17 protein-coding genes and 1 tRNA gene are annotated in these 14,236 nt (G+C 71.0%); 14 read left to right on the forward strand and 4 right to left on the reverse strand.

The features are described 5' to 3' along the window. Positions 1-13 precede the first annotated feature (13 nt). The 6 genes from AC07PF_RS15550 to AC07PF_RS15575 are packed head-to-tail and all read left to right on the forward strand — an operon-like array spanning position 14 to position 4,738. Positions 14-247, forward strand: a complete 234-nt coding sequence (locus tag AC07PF_RS15550; protein WP_007856045.1) for a 4Fe-4S dicluster domain-containing protein — start codon at positions 14-16, stop codon at positions 245-247. A 49-nt stretch (positions 248-296) separates the two neighbouring features. After that, positions 297-1,709: an ABC transporter substrate-binding protein gene (locus AC07PF_RS15555; RefSeq protein ID WP_494612487.1), complete on the forward strand. Its 1,413-nt coding sequence runs from the start codon at positions 297-299 to the stop codon at positions 1,707-1,709. Between the two features lie 49 nt (positions 1,710-1,758). Further along, positions 1,759-2,568, forward strand: a complete 810-nt coding sequence (locus tag AC07PF_RS15560; protein WP_145696082.1) for an ABC transporter permease — start codon at positions 1,759-1,761, stop codon at positions 2,566-2,568. Further along, positions 2,565-3,413 (forward strand): ABC transporter ATP-binding protein, encoded by an 849-nt coding sequence (locus AC07PF_RS15565; protein ID WP_494612488.1) that lies wholly within the window; start codon positions 2,565-2,567, stop codon positions 3,411-3,413. Before AC07PF_RS15560 ends, AC07PF_RS15565 begins: the two co-directional genes overlap by 4 nt. 10 nt (positions 3,414-3,423) lie before the next feature. Further along, positions 3,424-4,443 carry a HEAT repeat domain-containing protein gene (locus AC07PF_RS15570; RefSeq protein WP_494612489.1) on the forward strand — a complete coding sequence of 340 codons (1,020 nt, stop codon included), beginning with the start codon at positions 3,424-3,426 and terminating at the stop codon, positions 4,441-4,443. After that, positions 4,433-4,738, forward strand: a complete 306-nt coding sequence (locus tag AC07PF_RS15575; protein WP_494609121.1) for a gamma-butyrobetaine hydroxylase-like domain-containing protein — start codon at positions 4,433-4,435, stop codon at positions 4,736-4,738. The genes AC07PF_RS15570 and AC07PF_RS15575 overlap by 11 nt, the downstream gene beginning before the upstream one ends. A gap of 110 nt (positions 4,739-4,848) precedes the next feature. On the opposite strand, the gene AC07PF_RS15580 is transcribed toward AC07PF_RS15575, so the two are convergent. Beyond that, positions 4,849-4,922 (reverse strand) — tRNA-Cys (locus tag AC07PF_RS15580). A gap of 49 nt (positions 4,923-4,971) precedes the next feature. Continuing rightward, positions 4,972-5,664 carry an aspartate/glutamate racemase family protein gene (locus AC07PF_RS15585; protein ID WP_494612491.1) on the reverse strand — a complete coding sequence of 231 codons (693 nt, stop codon included), beginning with the start codon at positions 5,662-5,664 and terminating at the stop codon, positions 4,972-4,974. 92 nt (positions 5,665-5,756) lie between these two features. Between AC07PF_RS15585 and AC07PF_RS15590 the strand changes: the two genes are divergently transcribed. From AC07PF_RS15590 to AC07PF_RS15600, 3 genes are all read left to right on the forward strand, one after another. Continuing rightward, on the forward strand, positions 5,757-6,515 hold the full coding sequence (locus AC07PF_RS15590; RefSeq protein WP_494612492.1) for a helix-turn-helix domain-containing protein: 759 nt from the start codon (positions 5,757-5,759) through the stop codon (positions 6,513-6,515). A gap of 145 nt (positions 6,516-6,660) precedes the next feature. Further along, a complete protein-coding gene (locus AC07PF_RS15595; RefSeq protein WP_494612493.1) occupies positions 6,661-7,665 on the forward strand; it encodes a Bug family tripartite tricarboxylate transporter substrate binding protein in 1,005 nt (334 codons plus the stop codon). A 3-nt stretch (positions 7,666-7,668) separates the two neighbouring features. After that, positions 7,669-8,409 carry an aldolase gene (locus AC07PF_RS15600; protein WP_494612494.1) on the forward strand — a complete coding sequence of 247 codons (741 nt, stop codon included), beginning with the start codon at positions 7,669-7,671 and terminating at the stop codon, positions 8,407-8,409. On the opposite strand, the gene AC07PF_RS15605 is transcribed toward AC07PF_RS15600, so the two are convergent. Further along, complete coding sequence (locus tag AC07PF_RS15605) at positions 8,373-9,281, reverse strand: LysR family transcriptional regulator (protein ID WP_494612495.1); 909 nt, start codon at positions 9,279-9,281, stop codon at positions 8,373-8,375. The genes AC07PF_RS15600 and AC07PF_RS15605 overlap by 37 nt on opposite strands. Before the next feature lie 76 nt (positions 9,282-9,357). Here AC07PF_RS15605 and AC07PF_RS15610 point away from each other — a divergent pair, with 76 nt between their 5' ends. The 4 genes from AC07PF_RS15610 (at position 9,358) to AC07PF_RS15625 (ending at position 11,799) form a co-directional block, all read left to right on the forward strand. Continuing rightward, a complete protein-coding gene (locus AC07PF_RS15610; RefSeq protein ID WP_494612496.1) occupies positions 9,358-9,969 on the forward strand; it encodes a hypothetical protein in 612 nt (203 codons plus the stop codon). After that, a complete protein-coding gene (locus tag AC07PF_RS15615) occupies positions 9,957-10,409 on the forward strand; it encodes a hypothetical protein (protein WP_494612497.1) in 453 nt (150 codons plus the stop codon). Before AC07PF_RS15610 ends, AC07PF_RS15615 begins: the two co-directional genes overlap by 13 nt. Before the next feature lie 213 nt (positions 10,410-10,622). Beyond that, the gene (locus AC07PF_RS15620) at positions 10,623-11,078 is read left to right on the forward strand and encodes a hypothetical protein (protein ID WP_146187919.1); all 456 of its coding nucleotides are present in this window, start codon (positions 10,623-10,625) and stop codon (positions 11,076-11,078) included. Positions 11,079-11,319: 241 nt separating this feature from the next. Further along, positions 11,320-11,799: a YdeI/OmpD-associated family protein gene (locus AC07PF_RS15625; protein ID WP_494612498.1), complete on the forward strand. Its 480-nt coding sequence runs from the start codon at positions 11,320-11,322 to the stop codon at positions 11,797-11,799. On the opposite strand, the gene AC07PF_RS15630 is transcribed toward AC07PF_RS15625, so the two are convergent. Continuing rightward, positions 11,800-13,005, reverse strand: a complete 1,206-nt coding sequence (locus AC07PF_RS15630) for a DJ-1/PfpI family protein (RefSeq protein WP_494612499.1) — start codon at positions 13,003-13,005, stop codon at positions 11,800-11,802. It lies immediately after the preceding gene. 163 nt (positions 13,006-13,168) lie between these two features. On the opposite strand from AC07PF_RS15630, the gene AC07PF_RS15635 reads away from it, so the two are divergent. Then, a complete protein-coding gene (locus AC07PF_RS15635; RefSeq protein ID WP_494612500.1) occupies positions 13,169-14,176 on the forward strand; it encodes a GlxA family transcriptional regulator in 1,008 nt (335 codons plus the stop codon). The last annotated feature ends 60 nt before the right edge of the window (positions 14,177-14,236 follow it).

A 14,236-nucleotide genomic window follows, 5' to 3' on the forward strand; every position in this document is an offset into this window, starting at 1 on the left:
CCAAGAAGACCCCATGCCACTCGCCTTCAACCCCACCAGCGTGCCCGTGCGCGTGGACGAGGACAAGTGCATTGCCCACAAGGGCTGCACCGTCTGCGTCGACGTCTGCCCGCTCGACGTGCTCGCCATCGATCTCAGCAAAGGCAAGGCCTTCATGAAATTCGACGAGTGCTGGTACTGCATGCCCTGCGAAAAGGACTGCCCCACCGGGGCCGTCACGGTCGATATCCCGTATCTGCTGCGCTGAGAACCTGTTCGAGGCAGCAGCCCTGTCTATCCAACCGGAGGAAACCACGATGAGAAACGCACAATCCCTGGCCCTGTGGGGCGCAACCCTTGCCCTGGCGCTGGCCTTTCCGGCTGCCCAGGCCGAGACCATCCGCATCGCCATCGGCACGCAGGACACCACGATCAACTGCGCCACCGGTGGCCTGCTGATCCGTGAGCTCAAGCTGCTGGAGAAATACCTGCCACGCACCGGCAAGTACAAGGACGCGCAGTACCAGATCGAGTGGAAGAACTTCACCTCCGGCGCACCGCTGACCAATGAAATGGTGGCAGGCAAGCTCGACCTGGGCTCCATGGCCGATTTTCCGGGCAGCTTCAACGGCGCGGCCTTCCAGAAGGCGGGCAAGAAGAGCATCTTCATCACGGTGCTCTCCGGCAGCACCACCGGCAGCGGCAACGGCATCGTCGTGCCCAAGGATTCCAAGGTGCAGTCGCTCGCCGAGCTCAAGGGCCGGACCATCTCGGTGCCCTTCGCGTCGACCTCGCACGGCATGCTGCTGCGCGCCATCCAGGCGCAGGGCTGGGATCCGCTCAAGGATGTCACCATCACCACCCAGGCGCCCGAGGTGGCAGGCCCGGCGCTGCAGGCCGGCAAGGTCGAGGCGCACGCGGACTTCGTGCCCTTCGCCGAGCTGTTCCCCTACCGCGGCTTCGCACGCAAGATCTACGATGGCTCGCAGGCGAATGCGCCCACTTTCCATGGCAGCCTGGTCGATGAGGACTATGCCAAGAAGTACCCCGAGATCGTCGCCGCCTACCTGCGTGCCGCGCTCGAGGCCGATCGCCTGGTGGCCGCCGAACCCGAAAAATACAGCGAGCTGATCGCCAAGGTCACCGGCATCGAGGCCGAGGTCAACTACCTGTTCCACGGCCCGCTGGGCCTGCAGACGCGCGACCTGAGCTGGAAGCCCGAGTACCGCCAGGCGGTGAAGACCTCGCTGGAGACCTTGCGCCTGCTCAAGCGCACCGACAACGACATCGATGCCGAGGCCTTCGTCCAGGACGGCTACATCCGCACGGCCTTCAAGGAGGCGGGCCTCGACTACGACCGCCAGCTCAAGAACTACGCCCGCGCACCGCTGGTGGCCAAGGACGCCGTGACCGGCAAGCCCATCACCGACGTGGCCCGCGTGGCCCAGGTCTGGGTGGCCGGCGAACCGCTGGTGCGGCACTACGCCTCGCCCGAGAATGCCCTGGGTGACCTGAACAGGCTGGAAAAGGCCGGCAAGAAGGCCCGCGTGGTCTACGCCCAGGACCGCAACAGCGGCAACAAGCTGCTCGCGGCCGATGCCTGGTTCGTGCTGGGCGCCAAGGGCGAGGTCGATGCCTTCCTGCTCAAGGAGCAGGCCGATGCCTGGGCCGCCAGGCACGGGGGCAAGGTGGCGGACTTCGCCGGCGTGCGCGCCGCGCTGGCCGGCTGACGCCCCCTCCCACCCGACTGCACCACGCGCCAACCGCTCCTGACCGACCATGGCCAGTTCCACCTCCCTGACCCTGCGCGCCGGCCTGCCGCGCGCGGCCTGGCGCATCGCCGCGCTGCTCGCCTGCGTGCTCGCCTGGCATCTGGCCACCGGCCAGCGCATCAACCTGGGTTTCATCACCTTCCAGAACGTGCCGCCGCCGCGCGAGGTGGCCGCGTCCGCCTGGGCCCTGGTGCAATCGCCGCTGGTGCTGCAGCACCTCGGGGCCAGCCTGCGCCGCGTGTTCATCGGCTTCGGGCTGGCCGCCGTGGTGGGTGTGGCGCTGGGCCTGGCCATCGGGCGCGCCCGCTGGGCCGAAGACACGCTGCTGCCGCCGCTGGAAGTCCTGCGCCCGATTCCCGCCGTGGCATGGATTCCGCTGGCGATCCTCATGTTCCCCTCGTCGGAGGCGTCGATGGTGTTCATCACCTTCGTCGGTGCGCTGTTCCCGGTGCTGCTCAACACGGTGCACGGCGTGGACGGCGTGGATGCGCGCCTCGTGGCGTCGGCACGCAGCCTGGGCGCGGGCCGCCTCGCCGTGTTCCGCGAGGTGGTGCTGCCCGGGGCACTGCCCAGCATCGTCACCGGCCTGGCCATCGGCATGGGCACGGCGTGGTTCTGCCTGGTCACGGCCGAGATGATCTCGGGCCAGTTCGGCATCGGCTACTACACCTGGATGTCCTACACGATCCAGAACTACGCCGACATCGTGGTCGGCATGCTGTGCATCGGTGTGCTGGGCATGGGCAGCAGCACGCTGGTGCGCCACGCCGGCCAGGCGCTGATGCCCTGGCGCGCGTTGCAGGAGCAGCGCTCATGAAGGCCGACGTGCGCACCGGGCGCATCGCCATCGACGGCCTGCGGGTGCGCCTGGGCCAGGGCGCCCAGGCCTTCGATGCCGTGCAGGACATCACGCTGCACGCCGAACCCGGCGAGTTCATCTGCCTGCTCGGCCCCTCGGGCTGCGGCAAGTCCACGCTGCTGGGCGCGCTGGCCGGCCACCTCACACCGGCCGGCGGCGCCATCCGCGTGGACGGCGAGCCGGTGCACGGACCGCATCCGGACCGCGGCCTGGTGTTCCAGCACCACACCCTGTTTCCATGGAAGAAGGTGCTGGACAACGTGGCCTTCGGCCTCAAGATGCAGGGCGTGGGCCGCCGCGAGCGCCATGCGCGCGCGCAGGAGATGCTGCGTGTCGTCGGCCTCGGCGACTTTGCGGGCTTCTACCCCTCGCAGCTGTCGGGCGGCATGCAGCAGCGCGCGGAGATTGCGCGCGTGCTCATCAACCATCCGCGCGTGATGCTCATGGACGAGCCCTTCGGTGCGCTCGACGCCCAGACCCGGCTCATGATGCAGCGGCAGCTGCTCGATGCCTGGGCGCGTGTGCGCACCACCATCGTCTTCATCACGCACGACATCGACGAAGCCCTGTTCCTGGGCGACCGGGTGCTCGTGATGGGGCCACGGCCGGGCCGCATCGTCGCCGAGTTCGCGCTCGGCTTCGCGCGGCCGCGCGATCCCTCGCTGGTCACCTCGCCCGAATTCACCGCGCTCAAGCGGCAATGCCTGCAACTGCTGCATCCCCATGCGGCGGCCAGCGCGCCGCTGGAACGCCTCACGCCGCTGGGTGCGCCCACGGCTGCACAACTGCGTTTCGCCATCTAGACCACCGCCAATGAATCCCTCGACCCTCGACGATCCCGAACTGCAGGCCCTTGCCGAACGCCTGGCCTCGACCGATGCACAGGTGCGCCGCATCGCCGTGATGGACCTCGGCGATCTGGCCGACGAGGCGCATGCGCCTTGGCTGGTCGCGGCCCTGCGCGACGATACGCCGGCCGTGCGCGCCGCGGCCGCGCTGGCGCTGGAAACCATGGAGCAGCAGGACGCGGTGGAAGGCCTGGCCCAGGTGCTCGACGACCCCGATGCCCAGGTGCGTGAGGCCGCCGCCCACAGCCTGGCCGAGCTGAAAGACCCTGCCTGCGCGGCATGGCTGCTGCCGTACGCGAATGGAGGGCCTGCGCGGGTGCGCGCGGCCGTGCTGCGCGCCCTGCGCGAGTTGCGCGTGCCGGCGAGCGCCGCGCCTGCGCTGGCGGTGCTGCAGGAGCCAGGCCCTGGGCAGGACACGGCGGAGGCCGTGGCGCTGCGCCGCGAAGCCATCGGCGTGCTCGGCTACCTCAAGCATGCGCCCGCGCTGCCCGCCCTGGCCGCGCTCGCGGTGACCGACGCCGTGGACGAGGTGCGCCGTGCGGCCGTGGGCGCACTCTCCTTTGCGGCCGGCGACGCCGGCGCCCGCGCCGCGCTGGAAACAGCGCTGCGCGATGCCAGCTGGCAGGTGCGCGAGGAAGCGGCCACCGCGCTGGGCAAGCTGCAGCAGCCGGCGGCCACCGGCGCCCTGCTGGTGGCGCTGGATGATGCTTACTGGCAGGTGCGCCTGCGCGCAGCGCGCAGCCTGGGCCGCTTGCGCAGCGCCGGCAGCGTGGCCCCGCTGCTCGCGGCACTGGGCCACAGTATCAGCAACCTGCGCAAGGAGGCGGCGCTGGCCCTGGGCGAAATCGGCGATGCCGCAGCGCTGCCCGGGCTGGAACAGGCCGCGCACGACCCGGACCCAGAGGTGCGCAAGTCCGTGCGCCTGGCCATCGCACAGATCGCTGCCGCAGCAGCAACGCAGTCGGGCACACCCCATGGCGCCTGACTCCATCGTCGACCACCGTGCACGCGCGGCACTCGAGTTCTTCTGGGCGGACGGGGAGCGGCAGGTGGTGGCCTACCCCGTGCTGCGCGCCCACTGCCCTTGCGCCGACTGCAAGGCATTGCGCGGCAATGGTTTGAGCGGGCTGGCCCCGGAGGCCGCGGTCCAGGTGGCAGCCATCCAGCCGGTGGGAGCCTACGGGGTGCAGTTCGTGTTCAGCGACGGGCACGACCGCGGGATTTTTCCGTGGGGGTTTCTCAGGGGATTGCTCGAACGGCAGCACGCCAGCGGCTCTTAGCCCAGAAACAGCCCGCTGAAGCCGGGAAAATACGGGCGATGGAAAGACCAAAAGAAAAAAGCCCGCTATCGATGAAATAGCAGGCTTTTCAATACTGGCTTGGAAAATTCTGGAGGCGCGAACCAGAGTCGAACTGGTCTAACCGGATTTGCAATCCGGGGCATAACCGCTTTGCTATCGCGCCGTGAGCCTCAGATTCTAACCGAATTTGCGGCAGGTCTGGAAAACCACCGCTATGCCAGAGCGAAGTCCACGGCCGCCCTGGCGTGCAGCGCCGTGGTGTCCAGCAACGGCAGCGGGCTGTGCGCCTGCTGCACCAGCAGCGAGATCTCGGTGCAGCCCAGCACGATGGCGTCGCAGCCTTGTGCCTGCAGTTGCGCAATGGCACGCTGGTAGAAGCCGCGCGAGGCGTCGCGCACGATGCCCTGGCACAGTTCCTCATAGATCACGCGGTGCACATCGGCGCGCGTGGGCGCGTCGGGGGTGACGACCTGCAGGCCGTGGTCCTGCGCAAGCTTGTCCTTGAGAAAAGGCTGCTCCATGGTGAAGGCAGTGGCCAACAGGCCCAGCCTGCGCAGGCCGCGCTGGCGTGCCGCCTCGCCCACGGGCGCGGCAATGTGCAGGAACGGCAGGGGCGTGGCGGCGGCGATGGTGCCGGCCAGCTTGTGCATGGTGTTCGTGCACAGCACGATGGCGTCGGCGCCTGCGGCATGCAGGCGGCGTGCGCTGCCGGCCAGCAGCTCGCCCGCGTCGTCCCAGCGGCCTTCGTGCTGGGCCTGGGCGATGGGGCCGAAGTCCACGCTGTGGATGAGCAGCTGCGCCGAGCGCAGCGGACCCAGGCGGGTGCGCACCTCCTGGTTCATGAGGCGGTAGTACTCGGCGGTGGATTCCCAGCTCATGCCACCGATCAGGCCTATGGTCTTCACACGAAGCTCCTTCGCAAAAAAGTGCCATGATCCGGGCCGTGCAGCCCATCGTCTATCACGGAATTTCAGCGGCCCCTGCCCCTGGCCTCACGGTGGAACTGCTCGCCCGCGCGCCCTACAGCGCCCATGACAACCCGCAGTGCGCCTCGCTGGGCATGGCGCTGGAGCGGCAGACCGGCGTGCACGCCATCGGCACGGACCGGCGCGAGGACTTCGACACCTGGATGGGCACCCTCTCGTACACGCCGCCGGGCCTGGACGTGTTTTCGGAATCGCCCACAGGCGGTGAGTACCTCGTGATCCGCTGGAATGCTGCGCCCGACGATGGCACAGCTGGCCCGCCCACGCGCCCGCAGTGCACCGCCCCACCCGCCCTGCTGCGCCAAGCCCTGGCCCTGCGGGGGCTGCTGGTGCGCCAAGCCCCGCCTGCAGCGCTGGAGCCCCTGGCGCAAAGCCTGCTGGCTGGACTGGATGCCATGCAGGCCGCCCCCGCCACCCCCAGTGCCCTGGCCGAACTGCGGCCACTGTACACCCGCGTGCTCGAGCGCATCGACGACGAGGTCGGTCACCCCGATGAGGACCTCTCGCTCGCCGCGATGAGCGCCTGGCTGCAGCTCACGCCGCTGGCCTTTTTGCGCCACTTCAAGCAGCTCACCGGGATGACGCCCCACGCCTACGTCAACGAGCGCCGGCTGCAGCGCGCCCGCCACATGCTGCACGCAGTGCCGCAGGGCACGCTGGCCGATGTGGCGGCCGCCGCGCAGTACGCCAGCCAGTCGCACATGGGCACGGCGTTCCGCAAGGCATTCGGCACCACGCCCACCGCCTACCGCAGCCGCACCAGCCGCTGACCGGCATGGCGCCTGCGCCGTGGGCGCGCGAGCCATAACTCCCCGTCATGGCGGAGTTGCCCCCGGGCCACTGCCGCGATGAAAAGGCCGTACCTAGACTGCGTGGACCGCTTCGGCGGCCCCACTCCCCACCCGAGGTACACCGATGAAATCCCGCTTCCGCCCCCTCTCCGCGCTGCTGCTGACCGGCCTGATGGTCACGGCCCTGCCCGTGTTCGCGCAGCCAGCGCCCACCCCTGCAGACCGCTACCCCAGCCGCCCCGTGCGCATCGTCATCGGGCAGGCGCCGGGGGGTGCGGTGGACACCATTGCGCGCCTGACGGCAGAGCGGCTGGCCACCCGCCTGGGCCAGCCGGTGGTGGTGGACAACCGGCCCGGCGCCGGCGGCATGCTGGCGGCCGAGACCATTGCCCGCGCCGCGCCGGACGGCTACAGCATCGGCCTGCTCGACGTCGGCGCGCTGGCCGTGAACCCGGTGCTGCAGCCCAAGGTGTCCTACGACGTGGCCAAGGACTTCCGCTATATCGGCACGGTGGCCAGGATCCCGCTGGTGATGGTGGCCCAGCCCGGCATGGCGGCCGCACCCCGGCCGGCCGAACTGATCGCCTACGCCAAGGCCCATCCGGCCAAGCTGACCTATGGCTCGGCGGGCGTGGGCAGCCCGCCGCACCTGGCTTTCGAGACCTTCAAGGCACGCTCGGGCGTGTTCGTCACGCACATCCCCTACCGCGGCGGTGCGCCGGCGCTGGCCGACGTGGTGGCCGGCCATGTGGACCTGACCTTCATCGACACCAACCTGGCCAGCCAGTACCAGAAGACGGGCAAGGTGAAGGCGATTGCCGTGGCCACGCTGGAGCGCAGCCCGCTGATGCCGGACGTGCCCACCTTCCACGAATCGGGCCTCAAGGGCTTCGACTTCGCGCCCTGGGTGGGCGTGGTGGGACCGGCGGCGATGCCGGCGGAGGCCTCTGCACGCCTGGCCGCCGCGCTGGAATCCGTCGTCACCAGCGCCGAATTCGCCACGCGCATGCAGGCCCTGGGCTTTGCGCCCTTTGCCAGCACCCCTGCGGACTTCAGCGCGCTGATGCGCACGGAGCTGCAATCCAACCGCGCGCTCATCCAGGAGCGCGGCATCAAGCTGGAGAACTGAGCCATGCACGAAAAAACCCTGCACCTGGACCCTGTCGCAGGCAGCGGCACGCGCGACGCCCGCCCTCGCAACACCTTCGTGGATGCCTGCCACATCCTGGCCCACCAGGGCCATGCCTGCGGCCTGGCCGGCCAAGTGACCGTGCGCGACGGCGATTCGTCGCGCATGTTCACGCTGGCCCTGGGCACCGGGCTCGAAGAGGCCGGCGAGGCCTCCACCCTGCTCATCGACGAGCACCTGGTCACGCTGGAGGGCCGCGGCAAGGCCAACCCCGGTGTGCGCTTCCACAGCTGGATCTACCGCCACCACCCCGGTGTGCGTGCCATCGTGCACACACACCCGCCCGCCCTGTCGGCCCTGTCGATGCTGGGCATCCCCATGCCTGTGGCGCACATGGATGCCGCCGTGTTCCACGAGGACTGCGGCTACCTGGCGCACTGGCCGGGCGTGCCCACCGGCGACGACGAGGGCGCGCTGATCTCCGGCGCACTGGCGGGCCGGCGCTCGGCCCTGCTGGTGAACCACGGCATCGTCTGCACCGGGGCCACGCTGCAGGAGGCCGTCTACCTGAACGTGTTTGCCGAGCGCAACGCACGCATGTGCCTGGATGCCCTGGCCATCGGCCCGCTGCAGCCGGTGGAGCCCGCAGCAGCGAAGGAGGCGCACGACTTCCTGCTCCAGGGCGCCATCGTCAATGGCACCTTCGACTACTGGGCACGCCAGGCGGCACGGGCCGCGAACTGACCGATCACCTGCAGCGCGGCCGCCAGCGCCTGCGGCGGCTGGGGGCCGGCGCGGTGGATCACCACCACCTGCCGCCCCAGGTCGGCATCGGCGATGGCAAAGCGGGCCAGGCCGCGCGGGGCCACGGCCAGCTCGGGCAGCGCGCTGGGCAGGATGACCATGCCCACGCCGGCCGCCGCCAGGTCCAGCGAGGCGCTGACCGAGCTGCATTCGGCAGCGATGGCCAAGGGGCCGGGCAGCTCGCGTTCGATGACACGCCTGAGGGCATAGGGCCGGGGCGGCACGATCAGCGGGCGCTGCGACAGCGCAGCCACCGTCAGCGGCACGGCCTGCGCCCCCGGCGGCAGCAGGCCATAGGCACACATCTCCTCGTGGTACAGGCGCTGCACCTGCACCGCATCGGTGTTCACCGCCAGGTCGTAGACCATGCCCAGGTCCGCGTGGCCGCGCACCACCTGGTCCACCACATCGGGAGAACTGGCCGTGTCGAGCCGCACGACCAGCACCGGGTGTGCCTGCCGCAACTGCGCGACGACAGGCGGCAAGAGGTAGGCCGCCAGCGTGTTGACAGAGGCGATGCGCACATAGCGCACGGCATCGGCAGCGGAGCGCGCCGTGTCCAGCGCGGCATCGAGTAGCGCGAACTGCTCGGCCACGCTTTGCGCCAGGCGCTGGCCCGGCGGCGTGAGCGCCATGCCACGCCCATGGCGCGTGAACAGCGCGCATTCGAGAAAGGATTCGAGCGCGCTGATCTGCTTGCTCACCGCAGGCTGGGTGAGGCCGAGCTTGTCCGCAGCCTTCTGCAGCGAGCCGCCCTGGGCTACCAGCAAAAATGTGCGCAGCAGGCGGTCCTTGTCGTGCATCGCAGCCATTCTATGCAGCCATCGGCGAATCTGCAGGCCCCTAGAATGATCCAGCCCCGCCCCTGCCTCACCACCCACCATCGCCATGCGCCATGCATTCGCTACACAGCCGCCCGCCCGCCCCACCCGACACCGTGCGCGGCGCCTTCTTGCGCACCTCGTGCTGGCCATGGGCCTGGGGGCCGGCATGACGGCCCACGGCGCAGGCACGCCGCCCGAACGTCCGCCCGCCGGCACCGAGGTGGACGAGACCCGCAGCGTGGCCCAGCGTCCGCGGGCACCGGCGTCCTGCCTGTCGGTGCAGTTGAACGGCATCACCGTGCTGCTGGACCGCGAGGCCCTGGCACGCCAGGCAGCGGCCAAGCCCACGCAATGGAAGACCGAGGCCGAGCGCATGGCGCTGATCGAAGGGCGCCGCGCAGCCGCCCTGCTCGAGGCTGCAGGCAGCGCCCGGGACGGCCACGGCTGCAGCCAGGTCACGCAGGCGCTGGACGGTGAAGACCAATGGGTACTGCTGGCCCACCTGGAGCGCGGGCAGGCCGCGGTGCTGCCCCCGGGCGCCAAGGAGCCTGTGCCCGCCGTGTCCATCCGCTACCTGGGCACGCGTTGCGGCCCCACCTGTGGGCGCGGACACATCATGGTCAGCGTGCCGGGGCAGCAGCGCCCCTTCCTCGTGGCGGACTGGTGGGTGGCCTGAAGCGCAGCGTCCCTCCCCGGGCCGCGCTGGCCGTGGCCGCCGCAGCAGCACTGGCCGGGGCCATGGCATGGTGGCTGCTACACCAGCCGCACACGCCCGCCAGCGCCATCGCCGAGGCCCAGGCCTTCGTGGACGATGTGGAGCAGGGCCGCTTTGCCGCCGCCCATGCGCGCACGGCACGTAACGGGGCCACCGGGACCACGCTGGAGCAGTTCCAGGCCCATGCGGCCCGCAACCTGTGCCCACCCGCACAGGTGGGCTACACCCTGCCCCTCCAGTCCCATGGCAACCGCCTGCGGCGCTGGCTCGCAGGGCGCGAGGTGGACGAGCCCCAGGTCACCGTGGAATTCCAGGGCAGCCCCTGCCTGTTCGGCATCGTCCTGCAGCGCACGAGGGCGGGCCAGTGGCGCATCGTGCGCTTTGCCAGCCACGCGGGTTGACGCAAAAGCCCCTTTGCCAGGCCGTGGGATCAGACAGGGCCGCTATGCTTGCCATCCCAGTCCACCGCCGACCCAGAGGCCCGCGTGCTCCTCCCATCCCGCCTTGGCGCCCCGATGCTGTGCTGCTTCGCCCTGCTGCTGTGCAGCACCGGAGTACAGGCGCAGGGTACCATCCGCACCGCCGCCGGCCCGGCCGTTCCCTGCAGCAAGCACATGACACCTTCCACCTGGCAACTCCTGCCCCGCCAAGGCATCTCCTGCGGCGCCTTGAAGATCGACTTCGGCCAGCCGCGTGCGGCCCTGCGTGCGGCCATGGCCTCCGCCGGCTTCGTGCCGCCCAAGCCCGACCGCTACCAGGACGAGGACGATTTCCAGAGCGCCGACAAGGCCACCTTCATCCGCGTGCGCTACGACGCCGGCGACAAGGTGCAGGACATCGAGTTCCTGGGCGGCACGCTGGCCTACCAGGGCGCACCGCTGCACGGCGGCACCACCTTTGCCGAAGTGAAGAAGCGCTTCAAGGCAGCCAAACTGCAGCTGCGCGATACGCAGTGGCTGGGTGATGGCCAGGACTGCCCGGAACTGGGTATCAACATCGCCACGCGCGAGGACGTGGGCGGCGACGGTGACGGCATCGAGTGGGTGATCCTGAGCAGCACCTTCAAGTAAAAAAAGCGCCACCCGCCCGACCGCCAAGGCCCCACCCCACGGCCCTGCGCGGCGCCCTGGTCCTGCCGCTCATCTGGGCCACATCGCCGCAGCCGGCCGCCGCCCAGGACTGCCTGCGCCTCGTCTGCGAGCAGGGCTCGCACCACGCGCGCATCACCACCGTCCACGGCTTCACCCGCTGCACCTGGGGCGGCCTCTGACCATCGATCGCCCCAAGGCCCCGGCCCCTGAAAATATCCCCATGCCCGCCACCGCACCCGACACCCTGCGCTGCACCGCCACCCTGGCCCGCAAGGACCCGCGCCTGCCCGTGTACGTGTTGCTGCCCCATGCCGTGGTCGCGCCCTGGGGGCTGCAGGCCACCACGCTTGTGGAAGGCACGGCCAACGGCCATGCACTGGGGCGGCGCACGCTCAAGCGCTGGGACACTTCCCCGCGGTCGCCCTGGTTCCTGGAGTTCACCGCCCCATGGTGCAAGGCGGCCGGCGTGGCCGTGGGCGATGCGCTGCAGGTGGAACTGACCCGCGCGAGCACCGACGTGCCGGCCGAGCTGCAGGCCCTGCTCACGCAGTCACCCGGGCGAGCCGCCGCATGGCAGGGCCTCAGTGGTGCCATGCAGCGCGTGGCGATGGAGCACATCCGCGCGGGCAAGAGCCCCGCGACCCGCGAGCGCCGTGCAGCGCTGCTGGTGCAGCAGTGGGGTGGCGGGGACCTGCAATAGCTAGCTCCCTGCGCCGGGCTCCGCGCAGCCGCCGGCACCGTCCAGCGGGTGGTGCTCCATCTCCAGTGCCACCCAGTCGCGTGTGCCCGCGCCATAGCGCCGGCCGATGTCGCACAGGGCGGCGTCCAGCACCTGCGCGGGCCTGGCATCCGCGTACAAGGGCAGTGCAGGCCATGGCGTGCCCTCGGGGCGCGGCGGCAGCAGCACGCGCAGCCCGCTGGCCAGGCGCAGGGGCGGCTCCACAGGGCGGCCCGCAACGGCCTGCACCGTGAGCCCGGCGAGGCGGTGCGTGCGGCTCCACGCATCCATGGCCAGCGCGAGCCCGATGTCATCGGCACCGTCCCCGATGCCCACGGCCAGGCGCCCGCCCGCCCATCCCCGGGCCTGGTTGGCCAGGTACACGGCCACGCGCCGTGCCGAGAGGCCGAAGGCTTCGCTCGGATGCTCCGGCCCGAAGGACGCTGCGCCCACCTGCTGCGCCAGCGCCTGTGCGGCGGCGGCACCGCCCAGGGCCTCGACCAGCGCGAGCGACACGGGGATGGACGCGGATACCCCGGTGGTGGTCACCACGCCCCGGTCGGCCAGGTAGCGCTGGCCGGGGACGTGGCGGGCCGTGGAGTGGCGGGCCTGGAGCGTGCGCCGGTCGGCCCAGTGCCCTGTAAAACCGCGCCCGTCGAGCAGCCCTGCCCGGCCCAGCACGCGCGCGCCCGAGCAGACGCCGACGATGGCGGCCCCCTGGGCAGACTGTCGGCGTACCCAGTCCAGCAGGGCCGGGTCGTCGTCCACCTGCATGGCGGGCACCACCACGCAGTCGGCCCCTTGCGGGTGCTGCCGGTCGAAATCGTCCAGCCCGCAAGGCACCTCCACCCGCAGCGCGGGCAACAGGGCCACCGGCCCCCGGCGCAGTGCCACCGCCTGCACCCGCGCCACGCCCGAGCGGGCCAGCACCGCGTGCGGCACGAGGAAGTCCGTGATCTCCGTGCCCGCGTTGTGCGCGAGCACGGCGACCACGGGCCGACGGGAACCGCCCGCAGCACGCAGGGAGCGCCGCAGCTCGTCGGCAAAGACCTGGCGCGACTGGCGGGGCACGGCACCCGGGGCCGGGCGCTCGGCGGTGGCGGCACAGCCGCAGGCAGCCGTGCCGGCCAGTGCCAGGCAGCAGGCCAGGGCCTGGCGGCGGTTGAGGGAGGAAGGAGAAGGCACCATGGGCAAGCAGAAGGAACGGGTGCGCGAACGCGGTGCGGTGACGATAGGCGGCCCCACCGCCTGCGGTCGGACAAAACACCTGCGCTTTCCGCCAACCCTTCGCCGCGGCCGGCAACCCCGGGGCGCGATAGCATGCCCCACCCTTGCCACACGCCCCCAGCCCATGCCCCCCAGCACCGCATCCGACCCGCAACCCGCTTGTACCGAGGTGGTCTTCATCGCCTTCGACGGTGTGCAGATGCTCGACGTGGCCGGGCCCATGGAGGTGTTCGCGGTGGCCAACGAGCACCTGCCGGCGGGCGCCGCGCCCTACCGGCTGACCCTGTGCTCACCCACCGGCCAGCCCCTGGCCACGCACGCCGGCCTGCAGCTGGGCCCGGTGGTCGCACTGCAGCACGCGCCCCCCGGCATCGACACCCTGGTGGTCACCGGCGGCAGCGAGCAGGCCCTGCTGGCCGCGGCAAGCCACCCCGCCCTGCGGGACTGGATGCAGGCCCGGGCAGCGGCCGCGCGCCGCGTGGTGGGCGTGTGCACGGGCGCACTGGTGCTGGCCGCCGCAGGCCTGCTCGACGGGCGCCGGGCCACCACGCACTGGAACCGCTGCGAGCTGCTGGGCTCGCTGGGCACGGCCATCGAGGTGGAGCCCGACGCCATCTTCGTGGCCAGCCACCCGGTCTACACCTCGGCGGGCGTGACGGCGGGCATCGACCTGTGCCTGGCGCTGGTGGAGGCGGACTGCGGCGCGGCCACGGCGCTGGCCGTGGCGCGCGAGCTGGTGCTGTTTTTGCGGCGGCCCGGCGGGCAGTCGCAATTCAGCACCGGCCTGGCGGTGCAGGCCACGGCCACGCCGCCGATCCGCAGCCTGACCACCGCCCTCATCTCCGACCCCACCGGCCCGTGCAGCAACGCGGCCCTGGCCGAGCGTGCCGGCATGACCGAGCGCACCTTTGCCCGCACCTTCCGCCGCGAGACGGGATTCACCCCGGCGCAGTTCGTGGAGGCCGCGCGCGTGGACCGCGCCAAGTCGCTGCTGGAGACGTCTGCCTGGCCGCTGGCCCGCGTGGCACAGCGCGCAGGCTTCACCAGCGTGGACGCGCTGCAGCGCGCCTTCATGAAGCGCGTGCGCACCACACCGGGCCAGTACCGGGAGCGCTTCGGGCCCGCGCGGTAGGGCAACCGGCACAGGCAAACCGAAGCGAAGGGATGGAATGGCAGAAAACAAAAAAGGATC

Source organism: Acidovorax sp. GW821-FHT10A04 (genome assembly GCF_059415825.1).